Here is a 14,704-nt window from a genome sequence, read left to right as displayed (position 1 = left end):
GCCATGATTTTGTAAAAGAGAAGTAAACATCTCTTAATTACACAAAGGAGCAATCTAAATGTCAGTAACACTCGAAGACAACAAACGTACTGCGATCGCAGTCAAATTGGCAGATATGAAAGCAACTCAAAACTTGCTGATTGCCAATGAAAAGAGTTTAATCGAGGCTTGTCCAGATCGAGAGATCACCAATCGCTTAGAAGGCTTTCTCAGAGACGATCAGAAGAATTTAGGCATTATCGATACTGTAATTGTGCAGTATGGGATTAAAGCTGAACCAAAATCGACAATTCATCAAGAGTTTGAAGAAGTCAGTAAAATGATGAAGAATTCAGATCTCTCTTTGTTTGATAAAGTAGCAAAGCATGAACTTCTTAAACACACTCAAGCAATGGCAGGAATTCTTGTTCACAAGGCTGGTCAAGTGGTAGGAGCAGATATTGCTGTCGCGATCGCCCCTCTCAATGCGGTCAACTTTGAAAATCGTGGACATGAAGAGCAACTCAAAGGGATCATGGAGTCTCTGAGTACTATGGAACTCACAGGCAAGCCTTCTGATAGCGGACTGTGGTCAAGAGTACAGGATTCCATCGCAGCCCTAAGTGGTATTGCTGGCAGTATCATTAGTCGTAACGACCATGAGATCAAGATCTGTGATCTTATTCGACTCGATCATACTAAGGTCTTTGCTCTGCTTTCTCAGATTAAAGCCACTGACGATCCTCAAAAGATAGAGGAGTATTTTGGGCAGGTCTACCAAGACTTGAGCGCTCACTCTGCCGCCGAGGAGGAAGTTATCTATCCAGTTGTGCGTCCTTACTACAACGACATTCAGCATCTGTATGACGAACAAGCAGAAATGAAGCAAAAGCTTGAACAGATTAAAGCCATGAACTGTGACGATACGGTAGCTTTTAAAGCTGCGGTAGAGATTCTGGCATCGGATGTCAGTGCTCACATTAAAGAAGAAGAGGATGAAATGTTCCCTCGCATTAATGGTAGTTTTGGCGATGAACAACAGAAGCAACTCGCGACTGATTTTAAGACTGCCAAGAGCAAGATTCAAGATCATCGACTCGCTTCTGCTTCTCACTAGATTTTCTAGTTCTTGCATCAAACCATATAGCGATCCTAAATGAGATGTGAGAAAGCCAAGGGGCTTAAGCCCCTTGTTATGGACTTTTACTTCTCACGATTTATTTAGGATTGCTATATTACAGGAGCGAAGATCATGATTAATTCTGAACGACCTTGGGAAACTTCTACAGAGCGACAAGTTATTAATGTTGGAGATTTCAGCTATCGCGACCGTTGGGATGCTTTTTTGGGATTAGCCGCTTCAACATCTTGCACAAGTGTATGTGTTAACAGTGTTCATACTCGCCACGTAAATTCTATAGGACTTACATAGCATATAGCCGTTCTCAATCTAGTGAGGTACATATGGTTTTATCCAAGCTATCTGAACAAAGGGCTTAAGCCCCCTGCCTGTAACTCACCAGCATAGAAATTGCTATAGCTATGATCATTCTTTTTAAGGGGAAACACCACTAATATCTCTTTAAAGTGAGCTAAGAAGGGCGCGATCGCTATGGGCATAGTGGTCGGACTTACAGCGAAGTTGAGACAGATTTGAAGCGTGATTATCAAACAAATCAAACTGGAAATTTACCTTGGGCACAAGCTAAACATGCTGTAAAAGATGCTTGGGATCGTGCTTCAACAAATATTCAACGTTAATAACTGATGTTGCATGGAACCCAAATGATGAATCTCCTGCTGCCAGCCTGACAGGTCAACCACGGGCATTGCTCCTACCTGAACAATTCGGATTTAGTAGGGGCTATGCCCCCGTGCCAGCCATCGACCTTTGCGATCGCAAAGGTCGATGAATAACTTTTTTGTTCCGAATTTTAAATTCGTCCGAAGTATTGTCCCCAGAAAGTTTCATATACTTTTTTGCCAAAAAGTACTGTCAATACAAAAGCTATTTGAGCAAAGTAAGGATTTAAACAGGTAAGAATGGGCGGCGCAAAGCGCCGCCCATTCTTACCTGTTTAGCACCACCATTTGAGTCATCCTGTTTTAGTAGGTGACGTTATAACTGTCACATTTGCTGTCATAATGCTTAAAAGCGCCAAAAGCCTTATACAAGAGGGTTTCTCTGAGCTAGTAGTGCTATAGGATACAAAACAGCAATCTATGGAAGGATCGACGATCATACTTACGGATGACGCAGGTAAGAGCTTGCCTTGTACTGTCGAAACCGCGTTTAAAGTGGACAGCACCGAATACTTGTTGCTGCAACCAGTGGACTTTTCCGTGCAAATCTTTGCATGGCAAGAAACTGATGACGAAGAAGAGACTGAATTAGTCGATGTCACTGAAGAGGAAATTGATCTAATTTTCCCAGTAGCTCAGGCGGTTTTAGCAGAACAAAATCTTTCCCTCAAACGTTCTGCCCATACATTGACCGTTCAGGGCGAATTACCTGAACCAACTGAAGACGATATCATTGAGATTGATACCGAAGAAGATGGGAACTGTGGTGAATTTCAAGAGTTAGCCCATTTCTATTATGAAGAGCAAGCTTTTTCTGTATTTACATCCCTAGATCCATTGATGTTTATTGCTAAAGTTGGAGATGATGGTCAACCAGAAATTCTCACTCCTGATGAAATGGTAGCCCTTGAGCCTTATGTGGAGCAATATTTAGACCATGTCCTCAGCACAGAAGATGCCGAAGAAGAGTCATAATTGGCTGTTTTATGGTGTTGCCGTCCCTTTAACTATCCTAGTTACTGGCTTCGTTAGCAGTTCTTGGTGGATTTGGGCAAGTGCAGCACCTAGCAATTTTGGGGCAAAGATTCGATTAACTATATCCGATGGGATGCCAACCCAAGCGATCGCGCAAGAGCTAGAAGCAGCAGGCGTAATTCGCTCTAGCTTGGCTCTGCGTTTGTGGGTTACGTGGCAATCATTGCGAAGCAATGAGCCAGTAGCCTTGAGAGCAGGAACCTATGACTTTGCTACTAATCAGTCATTGCCAGAAGTTGTTGCTCAAATTCAGACTGCGAAATCCTCGGAAGTTCGATTTACGATTCCTGAAGGTTGGTCGATCGCACAGATGGCAGATTTATTTGAGAAACAGGGTTTTTTTACGGCTAAGGATTTTGTGGCGGCAGCTCAGCGTGTCAGTCCTCGGCGACGAAACTGGATTCCTGAAGATGTGCCCAGTTTGGAGGGGTTTCTATTTCCTGATACTTATCAAATCTTGCCATCAGAAGCGACACCTGATCGCATAATCGATTTGATGCTTGATCGCTTTGAACAAGTAGCTTTACCTGTTTATCAAGAAAATCAGTCTGGTAAGCCGAAGGTCAAAGTTAGTCTCAAAGATTGGGTCACTCTGGCAAGTATTGTTGAAAAAGAAGCGGTAATTGAATCAGAGCGTCGGATAATTTCAGGCGTTTTTTGGAATCGCATCAAAAAAAATATGCGTTTAGAGTCCGACCCCACGGTCGAATATGGCTTAAATATCAAACAAACTCCTGAAAATCCACTTACTCTAGAACAGGTGCGGACTGATTCGCCCTATAACACTTATCTAAATGAAGGGCTACCTCCAGGGGCGATCGCTTCAGTCGGATTAGCTAGTCTCAAGGCAACTCTTGATCCTGCAACCACCGACTATTTGTTCTTTGTGGCTAAGTTTGATGGTAGTCATGTATTTAGCCGCACCTTAGAAGATCATGAAAAAGCATTGCAAGTGATCGACAAAAAAATCCAGCAAAAAACACCCAAACAGTAATCAAAAAACAAAAGAGAGTTGCGGCGCGAAGCGCCGCAACTCTCTTTTGTTTTTTACTGAACACTTAGGCGAGGCGCAACTGTTCTAGCGCAAAGCGCTGTAAAATATTCTTAATTATTTAATTAACATTTTTAAAATATTTGTGAAACCTTGGCAACTTATTTCTCCTGACTTAGTTTTGTCAGCACCAATTTACGCAATCACTCCACAAATAATGGGAACTCACGGTTTGCGCGGCTTGATTTTGGACGTGGATAATACATTAATTGGTGATGATGAAGCCGATGTGTCAGCGGAAATTCGTATTTGGATTGAGCTAATGCGGACAAAATATCCCATCTGGCTAGCTAGCAATAACTTTAGCGATCGCCGCATTCAAAGGGTCGCCGAGAGTTTAAATCTTCCCTATCGTAGTCGCGCAGGCAAACCTTCTCGTCGAGTTGTACGTCAAGTTCTCGAAGCAATGGAATTGCCAGCTTCTCAAGTGGCGATGGTAGGCGATCGCCTATTTACGGATACCATTGTCGGTAATCGTTTAGGCTTATTTACAATTTTGGTGCAGCCTCCTTGTGAAGAGCTTGTGTTCAAGCCATCGATTGCCACAATATTTAAAGCGCGATCGAGTTTTCTCCGCAATTGGGAAATTTGGATTGCCCGTAAATCTGGTGTGAAAATTTAAAAAATGGGTGTGCATAGCACACCCATTTTTTAAGGTTGCAAAGTCGGTGCTTCGACTGGGCGAATGATCGGTGGAGTAATTTCTGGCGCAGGCTTAAAGATCGCTGCGATCGCTTGTTGTAAAGTTTGTGCCATCACAATGCGATTTTCATAGGCAACAATTACGCGGACTAGGGTCGGCAATTTATTTTGAGTTGATTCTAAATAGAGTGGTTCTACATATAAGAGTGATTGTTCTATGGGAATGATCAACAGATTTCCTTGAATCACTCGTGAACCCTGACGATTCCAGAGCGAAATTTGTTGAGAAATAACTGGATCTTGGTTGATTCTGGCTTCGATTTGTTCGGGTCCATAGACAAGTATTTGTTTAGGAAAAGTATAAAGCAGAAGTTTGCCATAGTTCTCTCCATCCGATCGCGCCGCCATCCAAGCTACAAGATTTGTTCGTTCTTTAGGAGTGAATGGCAATAGCAGAATGAACTCTTCAAAGGGAACATCAGGTAAACTCGTAATCAAATAATATGGCTCCACCAAACGCGGTTTATCCCCATAGACTTCATTGGGGATTTGCCATTGATCTTCACGGTTGTAGAACACTTGAGCATCAGTCATGTGATAGGTCATCAAGCGTTCTGACTGAATTGAGAATAAATCCACGGGATAGCGCAAATGCTGCCGTAAGGCTTCAGGCATTGCACTCATGGGTTTAAACAAATCAGGAAAAATCTTTGCCCATGTGTGAATAATCGGATCGCTGGGCTCAGCAATATAGAAATTCACATTGCCGTGATATGCATCAATCACAACTTTGATCGAGTTGCGAATGTAATTAATTCCTTCTTTACCAACATCAGAATAGGGATAGCGATCGCTAGTTGTATAGGCATCAACAATCCAGTAGAGATTACTGGGATCATTAGCTTGATTATTAGCTTGTGACTTGGTGCTTGCCGCCACTAAATAAGGATCGCTGTCATAGCGCAAAAATGGTGCGATCGCCTTAATTCTTTGCATAATGTTCCGCCGAAACAGTAGCTTAGTTTCGGGCTGAAATTCTGGAGTTACCGCCATGCGCCAATCATTCAGATATTTGGCAAATAGCATTCGCCTCCACCATGAATCAAGGGCAAGCCCACCTCTTCCATCGTAAATGTTGTAAACATTATCATTGTCGCTAGGATAATCTAGCTCCTTTACCTTTGTGCCAGTCATCACATAGGTGTCAGTATTCTCTCCGTAATAAATACGGGGCTGACCAATCGGGATACTTGTTCGCACTGCCTCGCTAGAAGTGGTGAGAGGAGTACCTTCGGTGATGCCAATATCTTTAATGAAATATTCAGGTAAGCCCCCAGCCGCAACCCGATTGACAGGACTCAGGGTAAATCCATAACCATGGGTATAAATCAAATGTTGGTTAACCCAAGTTTGTGCTTCTTGAGGAACTGCCGCATAGTCTAATTCTCTCGCTGCGATGAGTACCTGTTGCTGACTAGCCGCAGTTTTGGATAGCTTCTCTTCATTAATCGTATAGCGATCAATATCCGCATCAGGAAAACTGTAATAAAGACGGATTTGTTGAAGTTGGCGATTGGTCGCAAGTAGTGGTTGTTTATCCCAAAGTCGAATATTCCGAACTGTAAGATCATTCTTTTGAATAGATTTTTCCGTTAATTTGCCCTGTGGATTAAAAACTTGAGAACTAATACTTTCAAGTCCAAAGGCTTCACGGGTTAAGGATATCGTGCGTTGAATATATGGCTGCTCACGGGCAAGTTCATTAGGCTGTACGATCAGTGATTGCACAGCAATCGGTAAACCCTCACCTAGCCCAAACGCCATCACCAGATATATAATTAGGGTTGCTACTACGGGCTTACGGCTGACAGGCTGGTGATGAAATCTAATCCATCTCAAAATCAAGTAAATAGCGATCGCTAAAGCTAAAATACTTAGTCCTGTGTAGACTGGCAACTGCACGACATTATCGGTATAGCTAGCTCCGAAAGAAACGCCGCGTGGTGAATATAAAAGTTCATAACGATTGAGCCAATAACTAAATCCAATGCTCAACATCACAACACCGCCAAGTCCGTAAAGATGGCGCTGTTGAGCGTGGGAAATGCCGATAAATTTACCTTCGCTCAGGCTATTCCCCGATAGCAAATAGGTTAAAAGTACGGCGATAAAACCATATAGACAAATACCGACTAGCCCAAATTCCAAAACTTCCAATGTGGGCAAATTGAATATATAAAAGCTAATATCTTGATTGAAAACTGGCTCAGTTCGTTCAAAACTAGTGGATTGAAAGTAAGGAATAATTCGCATCCACTGCCGCGAGATCACCCATGCTGTAAATGCACTAATCAAAAATGCGATCGCTTTCAGTAAAAACTTGGGGTAAACCAACAAGGAGATCGCCACCCCAATCGTCACGGCTGCTGGGAGTCGCTCTCTTACAATCTGAATTGCCAGTTGACCAATCAGATCTGGTCTAAATAGTAAAGGGGGAATTGGGGCAATACTTGGCTGAATGACTGACGGCTGCCATTGCGCGATCGCGACCTGTCCATAATGAATTATGAGCAAGCAAATTAGTAGGCTCAAGCCAAGAACTAGAGGCAATAGCCAACGCAATCGCAGAGAAGTTGGGATATATTTGGATGATATTGCTTGCTGCTTATTTAGTTGCTGATTTGGAGATGCTCGCCTTCGTATTTTTGACTGTTTCTGTTCAGCATCGCTAGGCAAATCATCATATTTCAGCGTTTCAGCAGTCTGCAAATTTCTAAGTAGATAGACTAAAGCGATCGCGAATACGGCACTGCCCAGCCCAATTTGCCAAGTAAGCCGCAACAAATACATTGGCAAGTAGCCCATTTCTTGAAACCATAAAATCTCGGCTCCCAATCGCGCCACGATTTCACTGGTCAAAACTAAACCCGCAATCCCCAACAATGCCCAAAGGTAATAGCGCTTAGACAAATTAAATGTGGTTAGTTTTGTAGAGATTAACTTCATAATTTTATCTAGAATCGTCATTATACCAAAACACAAAATGGCTACGCCATTTTGCGTTTTTAAAACCCTTTCTGGGTTTGGTTTCTAATTAACAAAAGTGTCGGCACACTTTTGTTAATTGGTATTACTTCAGTAGCACTACAGTGAGGGCTAAAAGCTCAGACCCTTTGAAACGAGTTGCGTAGCGAAATTCCTGTAGAAGCTAGAGGCGATCGCACTTTGTCAATTAATCAAAACTCATAACTTTTTCAGAAAAATACTGCTTTACATTACTTTCCCAGAAAAGCCGTTTTTGATTCAGGGTAAAGCGCTGTAAGTTGATGATACAGTCATTACAAGATCTTTTCTAACTAACAACAATGGGAAACCTTCAGGGACGCGATCTTCTTAGTTTGGCAGATTTGCAACCAAGCGAAATTCAGGAATTGCTAACTCTTGCAAAACAACTCAAAGCAGGAGAAGTCCAGTTTGACTTTCAGCGTAAAACCCTTGGATTGCTTTTTCGCAAAGCGTCAACAAGAACGCGAGTTAGCTTTACCGTCGCCATGCATCAACTGGGAGGACATGTCATCGACCTCGATCCAAATGTGACGCAAGTCAGTCGGGGTGAGCCGATAGAGGATACCGCCAGAGTACTCGATCGCTATTTGGATGTTTTGGCAATTCGCACTTTTGAGCAAGCTGAGTTAGAGACTTTTGCCAAATTCTCAAAGATGCCGATTATCAATGCCCTGAGCGATTTGGAGCATCCATGTCAAGTCCTAGCAGATTTACTAACTGTGATGGAAAACTTCGGCTCTTTGAAAGGGTTGACCCTCACTTATCTTGGAGATGGCAATAATATGGCGCATTCCCTGATGATTGGCTGCGCTCTTGTTGGCATGAATGTTCGCATTGCTTCACCAAAAGATTTCATGCCTGATCCTGCTGTTGTTGCTCAAGCAAAAGCTCTAGCTATTACTTCCGAAGTAATCGTTACAGATGATCCTAAATTAGCATCACTAGCAGCGCATGTCCTGTATACAGATGTATGGGCAAGTATGGGACAGGAATCAGAAGCAGAAGATCGGATTCCCATTTTTCAGCCCTATCAATTGAATGCAGGGTTAATGGCTCTGGCAGATAAAGATGCGATCGCCCTACATTGCTTACCTGCGCATCGTGGTGAGGAAATTACTGATGAAGTAATGGAAGGTGCACAGTCTCGCATTTGGGATGAAGCCGAAAATCGTCTTCATGCTCAAAAAGCCTTGCTAGCTAGCGTTCTTTAGATTAAATCCGCGCTTTGCGCGGATTTAATCTAAACTAACTTTCTGGTTCACTGTTAATTTCAATATCTAAAGTGTCTTCGTCAATCTGAATATACAAAATATTGGGCTGACAGCAAACCTGACAATCTTCTACATACGACTGTTGCATTCCTCCACTGAAATCAACAAATGTCGTATTGGTCTCCCCACAAAAAGCGCAGGTATATTCAGCAGTATCTTGCATGGCTTAAAATTTGATCGTATTGTACGCGATTAAATGGGCAACTTGAATATTTCTCAAAGTAGAATGAGCGATCTCAGGTTGTCGGCTGCGATCGTTCATTCATCTTCACACCACAAAAGCGATCGCACTCAATCAAACATCAACAAATTGCGATCGCCTGTTTTCTGGTTTAATATCCACGATTTGGTTTACAGACTGCAAAACTTATTGCCTCTGTATCCAAAAAACTGGCGATCGCCATTTCAAGGGTTGCTTCAATTGGATAATCTATTTCTTTGGCACGGGAAATAATTGCTGCTCGAATTCTCTCAGGCAAAAACTTTAAAATAACATCTGCATCTTTGGGTGAGATTCGCTCTAAAACTTCTACTTGCATAAATTTATTACTCCATTGGGATTTGGACAGCGATCTCGTAACCTGACTCAATGTCTATTTTTGATAATGAAATCGGCACTGAATAACGGTGACTTGGCTTTCATCGAAAGTATAAATAATCCGATGCTCCTGATTAATGCGTCTTGACCAATATCCTTGCAAATCAAACTTTAGTGGCTCAGGTTTTCCAATTTCCTTTGTGGGATCTTTGCAAATTTCAAGACAAATTTGAATTATTTTTCTTAATAGCTTGATGTCATTCTACTGCCACCAATCCAAATCTTTTAAAGCGTTCTCAGTCCAAGTAAGCCTTAACATCTATTTCTCTTACTTTTCCTTGTTCATGCTGTGAAATACTTTGATATAGGCGCTCTCTATTGACTGGGTTGCTTAATAAATACAATGTTTCCATTAAGCTGCTATATTCTCTTTCATCCAAAATCACAATGCTCTTCTCAGGTTCTTTATAAACTGAAATAACTTCATGATTTTGCAGAACTCTCTCAAAAATTTTTGCAAATTGAGTATTGCATTCTTGGAATGTGACTTGCTGTGTTGACATGGCTTAATAGTCTCAGGTACAAGTTTGCATAATATTCTAACCTATGATCGTTTAAAGCATGACCTGCTCACATTGCCCCAATCAAATATCAATAAGTGCTAGCCCCTTCCCCACCTCAAAGCGATCGCCCCTAACCAAATATCAAACCAGCGATCGCCATTAGTATTTGATTAGATAATCGAGATTTACGGATTTTCAGATTTCATTGATAACTGGTCGTCTAATTGTGATGAATTTTGGTTAATTAATCGCATTAGCAATCTTAGACCTTCATTGACTGATCCCGAATTTGGAAATAACTTAGCAACATCAGGATCTAGGTTGACGGTGACAGTGCTTCTATTTCTTCCCTGACCACGAGCAACAACGGTCATTTGAGTAAAATCATATTCAGGAAGTAAATCATCTTCCATGTCAATCTCAAAGTTCTGATTCATATGCTTTACGTTCTTTACGAGTAGCTGGACGGACGCTAATTAGGCGTGTTGTATTTTGTCTTTCTGTATAAGATACGACTAGTAGTCTACCTCTAGCCGATTCTCCCATAATAATAAAACGTTGTTCTTGGATGGAATGTGTCGGATCGGCAAAAGTTAAAAACAAAGGATCGTCAAAGACAGAGGTTGCTTCATCAAAGGATACTCCATGTTTAGCTAGGTTACTTTTGGCTTTGGTTTCATCCCAATCAAACAGCATGAGTTAATTGTTTAACATTATTCTTAGAATTATAGTGGATCGCCCCTAATCAAAATCAACAACCTGCGATCGCCATTTCATCTCCACACAACAAAGCGATCGCACCAATCAAACATCAATAAACAGCGAGTATCCAATTTATTCGTCTATATTTCCTCTTTCTTTTGGGGTCTGTCAATTGCTTGAGATTCAAGGAGAAAAAGTTCGTTAACTAACATAAACTCCCGTATCTCTTCATCTAAGCTCAATTCAAGCTCACGATGTGCCCGTCGATTACGAAATGCCAAGTAGATACCCTCAAACATATAGGCTCTTCCTTCTCGTTCAGCAGGTTCAATATTTTCCCAATATAGTGGGGCATTTTCACCTCGAAAAGCTTTATTAAAAAGTTTAGATCCTATTACATCGCCTTCAATACCAGTACGCTTTCGGATAATTCCTTCTAGTCTTCTGTAAGATGACATAAGGGTTGTGTCAGGTTCATCTTTGATTCTCAATGCTAAATCTATAATACGAAAATCAACAAATCTTAGAGGAACTATACTGGGAAAATCGTACCTTAGAATTTTGTGGTTTTCTTTGTTGTCAAAAGATAAGTCATCCGCTAGATAGATATAATCAGAAATCCTATAATCAGTAACTTGCGCTAACTTATTGATCTCATCTATATCTGATACTAGTAAACAAGAAGTATTTATCCGTTCAAAAATTTCTCGCGACACATCGTATTCCTCAATCCAAGATACGTATTGACGTAGAAGTATGAGTGAATGAGCTAATCCCCTTGGACCTTCACCAGAATATCCCGATGCAAATCCTGATTTTATAGCAATGTAACTACCTTCCATTTCCACAGATAGTAAAAAGCAGTGCCGATTTCCAAATGTTAATAACTTGATTTCTTTTATTTGACAACCAGACTGGATAAGTCTAGTAATTGCATTTAAACAACTTCGGGTTATGCCGTATTCTCCGTGATATTGAATCTTAGCAAGTTTTTCTGAGTTAATCAGCATGTTGTAATTTCAATGATTGATAGTAAAAGTAAGCCGTATCACCAGAAAGTAACTCATCACCATCTACGTCCTGCATCAACTTAGCCAAACCAAAGTTTTCTAAAATTTCTTCGATTTGATTATATAAGCTATGGGGATTTGCACCGCAAGGGGGCAGTACTGCACATCAAAAAAATATTGCTTTGGAATATAAAGCATTGATTTACCCTGAGTTTGTATGATTTTATATCTAAATACAACAAAATAAAAAAGCCCCGCATTGCGGGGCTTTTTTATTTTGTTAAAGCTTAGTAACGAGCAGCGTTAGGCTTGTGTACGATGAAGCTTTGGACTTGGCACTGCTTGATGTTGTCGAAAGCAACAACGCGGATGAAGCTACCAGGATAGCTAGAGCGGCAAGCTTGAACTTCGGTCAAAACTTCTTGAGGAGTTCTGGCGTTGAACAAGGGCAACTTCCAAAGAGTCCAGTAGTGGATTGCAGGATCGGAATCTTCGTTAAATTCGATCGCAGGGTAGAAACCTTGTTGAAGGGTGTACTCGATTTGACGAGTGATTTGAGCATCGCTCAAAGGGGGAAGATAAGAAAGAGTTTCGTAACGACGCTCTTTTGGCAAAGTTTGCATTATTTTCTCGCGATTATAATTATGTTTCTATTGATTTTGTTGAGTGGTAGCGCGATCGCCATCAACACCTGAATCAACATCTGCTTCTAAAGGATGTTCAAGATTAACTTCTAAATTAGATTCTAGATTGCTTTTCTCATCAACCCCAGTATCTAGCTCAGAATCTAAATTCTCGCATTCTGCATATCCTTCAGAAGCCTGAACACTCATGATATGTTCAAAATGCTGACGGCGAAGTTGCATATTTGATTGCTGGATTCCAGTACGAGTCATCTCTGGCAAAAATTCTAAAATTTCATTAGCCAAATACTCTCGCACTGTCATTACCCGAAAAGCCATCTCTTGGTTGACCGCAAATAGGTCTTTGATATAAAGTTCGCCATTTTGAAGTCTTTCGCGCGTCGAGAATTGATTAAACCAAAGAGCTTTTAACTTATCAGTTTCCTGCAATTGCTCCCCGATAGTCTTGACAGCCTCGAAGGTCAAAAAATTGATCAACATATTGGCTGTGGACTTAGTACTGCGCTTAATATCCATAGACTGAACTTAACCAAGAGTTTTTTTGTGAGAATGAGCGTAGCCCATTCTCACAATAGCAAATCGATTAGACGGTATCCATTGCTTCAAATTCAAACTTGATTTCTTTCCAGAGTTCAAGAGCAACGTTCAATTCAGGAGACCAACGACCAGCTTCACGAAGGATGTCACCACCTTCACGCATCATGTCGCGACCTTCGTTACGTGCTTGTACGCAAGCTTCGAGAGCAACGCGGTTAGCGGTTGCACCAGGAGCAGCACCCCATGGGTGACCCAAAGTACCACCACCGAACTGTAGGCAAGAGTCATCGCCGAAGATTTCGACGAGCGCAGGCATGTGCCATACGTGGATACCACCCGAAGCAACGGGCATAACACCAGGCATAGAAGCCCAATCTTGAGTGAAGTAGATACCACGTTCGCGATCGAGTTCGATGTGGTCTTCACGCATTAGGTCAACAAAGCCCATGGTGATTCCCTTTTCGCCTTCGAGCTTACCAACAACGGTTCCAGAGTGGAGGTGATCACCACCAGACATACGAAGACACTTAGCCAAAACGCGGAAGTGAATCCCGTGAGTTTTTTGACGGTCGATAACAGCGTGCATTGCGCGGTGAATGTGCAAGAGCAAGCCATTGTCTCGGCAATACTTAGCAAGAGTGGTGTTAGCTGTGAAGCCACCAGTCAAGAAGTCATGCATGATGATTGGAGTGCCGATTTCTTTTGCGAAAGCTGCACGTTCCATCATTTGCTCACAGGTTGGAGCGGTAACGTTCAAGTAGTGACCCTTGACTTCGCCAGTTTCAGCTTGGGCTTTTTCGATTGCTTCTTGTACAAACAGGAAGCGATCGCGCCAGCGCATGAAAGGCTGAGAGTTGATGTTTTCGTCGTCTTTGGTGAAGTCCAAACCGCCGCGAAGACATTCGTATACTGCACGACCGTAGTTCTTAGCAGATAGACCCAATTTAGGCTTGATGGTACAACCCAATAGAGGACGACCATACTTGTTCAACTTGTCGCGTTCAACTTGGATACCGTGAGGAGGTCCTTGGAATGTCTTCAAGTATGCAATAGGTACGCGGATGTCTTCTAGACGCAATGCGCGAAGAGCTTTGAAACCGAATACGTTACCAACCAATGAGGTTAGCAAGTTGGTTACAGAACCTTCTTCAAACAAGTCAAGAGGATAGGCGATGTAAGCGATGTATTGATTGTCTTCGTTGGCTACTGGTTCGACATCATAGCAACGACCTTTGTAGCGATCGAGGTCGGTCAACAAGTCTGTCCATACAGTTGTCCATGTACCTGTCGAAGATTCAGCAGCTACCGCAGCAGCAGCTTCTTCTGGAGGTACGCCTGGTTGAGGCACGAAACGAAAAGCAGCGAGAAGGTCAGTATCTCTGGGTGTGTAATCGGGGGTATAGTACTTTAGTTTATAGTCCTGAACACCTGCGTCGTACCCAGCCTTGGCTTTAGACTGTGTTTTTGAGTAAGACATTAATATCTCCTTACTATGGTTGAATGAAAATCAATAGACTGCAAACGGTAATCTGCAAATTGCGATGCAAAAAGAACTAAAGAGTCAGAGTCAGTAGTCAAATCGAGAATTAAAGAAAGATTGAAAATCTATTAAAAATCTAATTAGCCCTTTGATATCTGCTTCTTTGGTGGAATACTTTTTTGCTTTATATAAGTTAATCCTATCAGGAATTCTTCGTGAGAAGTCCTTGAGCGATGTCTCTAATTTAAACATAAAGTGCGTATCTACATTTACTTTTTTTGAAAAAATTTTTTTAAAACTCTCTGTTTTTGGGAACAAATTCATATAAAAAATTTATATAACTCTAATAAGCTAGATATATCCTCTAGTACTTGTTTTTGCGA

General features: G+C 41.7%; 18 protein-coding genes. 6 read left to right on the top strand and 12 right to left on the bottom strand.

Features of this window, described 5'->3' with window-relative positions:
- Positions 1 to 58 precede the first annotated feature (58 nt).
- From CQ839_RS00420 to CQ839_RS00405, 5 genes are all read left to right on the top strand, one after another.
- Positions 59 to 1,096, top strand: a complete 1,038-nt coding sequence (locus tag CQ839_RS00420; protein ID WP_103666313.1) for a hemerythrin domain-containing protein — start codon at positions 59 to 61, stop codon at positions 1,094 to 1,096.
- 135 nt (positions 1,097 to 1,231) lie between these two features.
- Positions 1,232 to 1,411 (top strand): hypothetical protein, encoded by a 180-nt coding sequence (locus tag CQ839_RS24705; RefSeq protein WP_146048664.1) that lies wholly within the window; start codon positions 1,232 to 1,234, stop codon positions 1,409 to 1,411.
- 791 nt (positions 1,412 to 2,202) lie between these two features.
- The gene (locus tag CQ839_RS00415; RefSeq protein ID WP_103666312.1) at positions 2,203 to 2,757 is read left to right on the top strand and encodes a DUF3727 domain-containing protein; all 555 of its coding nucleotides are present in this window, start codon (positions 2,203 to 2,205) and stop codon (positions 2,755 to 2,757) included.
- Complete coding sequence (gene mltG, locus CQ839_RS00410) at positions 2,720 to 3,811, top strand: endolytic transglycosylase MltG (RefSeq protein WP_258040575.1); 1,092 nt, start codon at positions 2,720 to 2,722, stop codon at positions 3,809 to 3,811. The genes CQ839_RS00415 and mltG overlap by 38 nt, the downstream gene beginning before the upstream one ends.
- A gap of 106 nt (positions 3,812 to 3,917) precedes the next feature.
- On the top strand, positions 3,918 to 4,490 hold the full coding sequence (locus CQ839_RS00405) for a YqeG family HAD IIIA-type phosphatase (protein WP_308455505.1): 573 nt from the start codon (positions 3,918 to 3,920) through the stop codon (positions 4,488 to 4,490).
- A gap of 29 nt (positions 4,491 to 4,519) precedes the next feature.
- Here the strand turns inward: CQ839_RS00405 and CQ839_RS00400 are convergent, their stop codons facing one another.
- Positions 4,520 to 7,516 carry a UPF0182 family protein gene (locus CQ839_RS00400; RefSeq protein WP_103666674.1) on the bottom strand — a complete coding sequence of 999 codons (2,997 nt, stop codon included), beginning with the start codon at positions 7,514 to 7,516 and terminating at the stop codon, positions 4,520 to 4,522.
- A 359-nt stretch (positions 7,517 to 7,875) separates the two neighbouring features.
- On the opposite strand from CQ839_RS00400, the gene argF reads away from it, so the two are divergent.
- Complete coding sequence (gene argF / locus CQ839_RS00395) at positions 7,876 to 8,787, top strand: ornithine carbamoyltransferase (protein WP_103666309.1); 912 nt, start codon at positions 7,876 to 7,878, stop codon at positions 8,785 to 8,787.
- 34 nt (positions 8,788 to 8,821) lie between these two features.
- On the opposite strand, the gene CQ839_RS00390 is transcribed toward argF, so the two are convergent.
- From CQ839_RS00390 to CQ839_RS00340, 11 genes are all read right to left on the bottom strand, one after another.
- Entirely contained in the window at positions 8,822 to 9,010 is a 189-nt protein-coding gene (locus CQ839_RS00390) for a CPXCG motif-containing cysteine-rich protein (protein WP_094532913.1), read from the bottom strand.
- Between the two features lie 169 nt (positions 9,011 to 9,179).
- On the bottom strand, positions 9,180 to 9,386 hold the full coding sequence (locus CQ839_RS00385; protein ID WP_103666308.1) for a hypothetical protein: 207 nt from the start codon (positions 9,384 to 9,386) through the stop codon (positions 9,180 to 9,182).
- A 54-nt stretch (positions 9,387 to 9,440) separates the two neighbouring features.
- Positions 9,441 to 9,641 (bottom strand): Txe/YoeB family addiction module toxin, encoded by a 201-nt coding sequence (locus tag CQ839_RS25935; protein ID WP_103666307.1) that lies wholly within the window; start codon positions 9,639 to 9,641, stop codon positions 9,441 to 9,443.
- 40 nt (positions 9,642 to 9,681) lie between these two features.
- The gene (locus tag CQ839_RS00375) at positions 9,682 to 9,948 is read right to left on the bottom strand and encodes a type II toxin-antitoxin system Phd/YefM family antitoxin (RefSeq protein ID WP_103666306.1); all 267 of its coding nucleotides are present in this window, start codon (positions 9,946 to 9,948) and stop codon (positions 9,682 to 9,684) included.
- 185 nt (positions 9,949 to 10,133) lie between these two features.
- The gene (locus CQ839_RS00370) at positions 10,134 to 10,385 is read right to left on the bottom strand and encodes a hypothetical protein (protein ID WP_103666305.1); all 252 of its coding nucleotides are present in this window, start codon (positions 10,383 to 10,385) and stop codon (positions 10,134 to 10,136) included.
- Entirely contained in the window at positions 10,369 to 10,644 is a 276-nt protein-coding gene (locus CQ839_RS00365) for a BrnT family toxin (protein ID WP_103666304.1), read from the bottom strand. The genes CQ839_RS00370 and CQ839_RS00365 overlap by 17 nt, the downstream gene beginning before the upstream one ends.
- 146 nt (positions 10,645 to 10,790) lie before the next feature.
- Positions 10,791 to 11,660 (bottom strand): TIGR02391 family protein, encoded by an 870-nt coding sequence (locus CQ839_RS00360; RefSeq protein ID WP_103666303.1) that lies wholly within the window; start codon positions 11,658 to 11,660, stop codon positions 10,791 to 10,793.
- On the bottom strand, positions 11,650 to 11,748 hold the full coding sequence (locus CQ839_RS25585; RefSeq protein ID WP_258040574.1) for a hypothetical protein: 99 nt from the start codon (positions 11,746 to 11,748) through the stop codon (positions 11,650 to 11,652). The genes CQ839_RS00360 and CQ839_RS25585 overlap by 11 nt, the downstream gene beginning before the upstream one ends.
- Before the next feature lie 199 nt (positions 11,749 to 11,947).
- Positions 11,948 to 12,283 (bottom strand): ribulose bisphosphate carboxylase small subunit, encoded by a 336-nt coding sequence (locus tag CQ839_RS00350; RefSeq protein ID WP_103666302.1) that lies wholly within the window; start codon positions 12,281 to 12,283, stop codon positions 11,948 to 11,950.
- Positions 12,284 to 12,310: 27 nt separating this feature from the next.
- Complete coding sequence (locus CQ839_RS00345) at positions 12,311 to 12,820, bottom strand: chaperonin family protein RbcX (RefSeq protein ID WP_103666301.1); 510 nt, start codon at positions 12,818 to 12,820, stop codon at positions 12,311 to 12,313.
- A gap of 67 nt (positions 12,821 to 12,887) precedes the next feature.
- Complete coding sequence (locus CQ839_RS00340; protein WP_103666300.1) at positions 12,888 to 14,318, bottom strand: form I ribulose bisphosphate carboxylase large subunit; 1,431 nt, start codon at positions 14,316 to 14,318, stop codon at positions 12,888 to 12,890.
- Positions 14,319 to 14,704 lie beyond the last annotated feature (386 nt).

This window comes from Pseudanabaena sp. BC1403 (genome assembly GCF_002914585.1).
Taxonomy (GTDB): Bacteria; Cyanobacteriota; Cyanobacteriia; order Pseudanabaenales; family Pseudanabaenaceae; genus Pseudanabaena.
The sequence above is the reverse complement of the archived record's forward strand: the minus strand, read 5'-3'. Positions and strand labels throughout refer to the sequence as shown.

Coding starts and splice junctions, on each gene's coding strand:
- CQ839_RS00420 (WP_103666313.1), top strand. CDS start 59: ATGTCAGTAACACTCGAAGACAACAAACGTACTGCGATCGCAGTCAAA.
- CQ839_RS24705 (WP_146048664.1), top strand. CDS start 1,232: ATGATTAATTCTGAACGACCTTGGGAAACTTCTACAGAGCGACAAGTT.
- CQ839_RS00415 (WP_103666312.1), top strand. CDS start 2,203: ATGGAAGGATCGACGATCATACTTACGGATGACGCAGGTAAGAGCTTG.
- mltG (WP_258040575.1), top strand. CDS start 2,720: ATGTCCTCAGCACAGAAGATGCCGAAGAAGAGTCATAATTGGCTGTTT.
- CQ839_RS00400 (WP_103666674.1), bottom strand. CDS start 7,516: ATGAAGTTAATCTCTACAAAACTAACCACATTTAATTTGTCTAAGCGC.
- argF (WP_103666309.1), top strand. CDS start 7,876: ATGGGAAACCTTCAGGGACGCGATCTTCTTAGTTTGGCAGATTTGCAA.
- CQ839_RS00390 (WP_094532913.1), bottom strand. CDS start 9,010: ATGCAAGATACTGCTGAATATACCTGCGCTTTTTGTGGGGAGACCAAT.
- CQ839_RS00385 (WP_103666308.1), bottom strand. CDS start 9,386: ATGCAAGTAGAAGTTTTAGAGCGAATCTCACCCAAAGATGCAGATGTT.
- CQ839_RS00375 (WP_103666306.1), bottom strand. CDS start 9,948: ATGTCAACACAGCAAGTCACATTCCAAGAATGCAATACTCAATTTGCA.
- CQ839_RS00370 (WP_103666305.1), bottom strand. CDS start 10,385: ATGAATCAGAACTTTGAGATTGACATGGAAGATGATTTACTTCCTGAA.
- CQ839_RS00365 (WP_103666304.1), bottom strand. CDS start 10,644: ATGCTGTTTGATTGGGATGAAACCAAAGCCAAAAGTAACCTAGCTAAA.
- CQ839_RS00360 (WP_103666303.1), bottom strand. CDS start 11,660: ATGCTGATTAACTCAGAAAAACTTGCTAAGATTCAATATCACGGAGAA.
- CQ839_RS00350 (WP_103666302.1), bottom strand. CDS start 12,283: ATGCAAACTTTGCCAAAAGAGCGTCGTTACGAAACTCTTTCTTATCTT.
- CQ839_RS00345 (WP_103666301.1), bottom strand. CDS start 12,820: ATGGATATTAAGCGCAGTACTAAGTCCACAGCCAATATGTTGATCAAT.
- CQ839_RS00340 (WP_103666300.1), bottom strand. CDS start 14,318: ATGTCTTACTCAAAAACACAGTCTAAAGCCAAGGCTGGGTACGACGCA.